General features: G+C 34.6%; 1 protein-coding gene. It reads right to left on the reverse strand.

Annotation, left to right across the window (positions count from 1 at the left end; translation table 11 throughout):
• A partial coding sequence (locus Q0370_RS04085) for a glycoside hydrolase family 1 protein (protein WP_299572489.1) occupies positions 1–1360 on the reverse strand: 1360 nt, incomplete at its 3' end.
• Positions 1361–1461: the final 101 nt, after the last annotated feature.

Here is a 1461-nt window from a genome sequence, read left to right on the forward strand (position 1 = left end):
ATCCTGATTTTTTTACTGTCTTTATTTGCGTTGGTAAATCTACCGAGATAAATCCGTATCTATTCTTGTAGGCATTTGTCCAGGACCAGCAGTCTATCGGTGTCCAAGTGTGGTAGCCAAAACAGTTTGATCCTTCTTCTATTGCTCTATGAAGATGTGTCAGATGTTCCCTAAAAAAATCTATTCTATAGTCATCTTCAATTATCCCCTGTTCATTCTTAAATTTTTCTTCTCCTTCAACACCCATTCCATTTTCTGAAATAAACCATTTTATATTTTTATAGTTATCCTGAATATTTTTAGCAATATCATGAATCGCCTGCGGATAAATTTCCCATCCTCTGTAAATATTCATTCTTTTCCCCGGCATATCATAATTTTCAAAATATTTATCAGGCAGCCAGCCATTTTTAGAAATATCAAATTCCGTTTCTCGAGCCTTTATTCTTCTTGGCTGATAATAATTCACCCCTAGAAAGTCAACTGTATTTTCTGCAATAATTTTTAGTTCCTCTTCTGTACTTTCCCACAAGACTCCATCCTTTTCCAGTATTTCTATCAATAATTCAGGAAATTTACCATAAATCGCAGGATCAAGAAATGAATTGTTAAAAAAAGCATCTGATATTTTGGCAGCCTTTATGTCCTCTTCATTTTCACTCCTTGGATACGATGGCGTTAAATTCAAAATTATTCCTATTTCCCCATCTTTTTTCAACGATTCTATTTTCCTAAATTCCCCAATTACCTTTGCCGAAGCAAGTGCCGTATTATACAAAACCTGCATAGCTTTTTTTCCATCTACAATAAGCGGGTAATGGAACTGATACATGTACTGTGCTTCCACAGGCACTATTGGCTCATTAAAAGTCGTCCAGTATTTTACCTTGTCCCCAAACAGCTCAAATGCTTTTCTGGCATATTTTACAAACAATTCAACCACATGCTTTGATTCCCAGCCACCATATTTTTCCTGCAACTCTATCGGCATATCAAAATGGAACAAGTTCAGTACAAGAGTAATCCCATTTTTCTCAAATTCCTCTATAACCTCTGTATAAAATCTCACTCCATCCTCATCAACTTCCCCAGTTTCAAAATCCTTTATGAGCCGTGTCCATTGAATCGATGTTCTTAGTGAATTAAGCCCTATTTCCTTATACAATTTTATATCTTCCCTAAAACTGTTATAAAAATTTGAAGCCACATCAGGCCCTACACCACCAAAAAACGCCTTCTTATCTGTATCAAACCAGTAATCAAATATATTTCTATTCTTTTTATTAAATCTTCCCTCACTCTGCGGTCCAGAAGTAGCCGATCCCCACCAGAAATTATCTGGAAATTTCAATTTTGCCATACAATATCACTCCATCTATCTAATTATACGTATTTTTCCCTTATTTTCAATATTATTATATTTCCATTTTTAATAAAAAGCAACCTCTATTTCAAAAAGAT

Source organism: uncultured Leptotrichia sp. (genome assembly GCF_938036635.1).
GTDB classification, from domain to species: Bacteria; Fusobacteriota; Fusobacteriia; order Fusobacteriales; family Leptotrichiaceae; genus Leptotrichia; species Leptotrichia hongkongensis.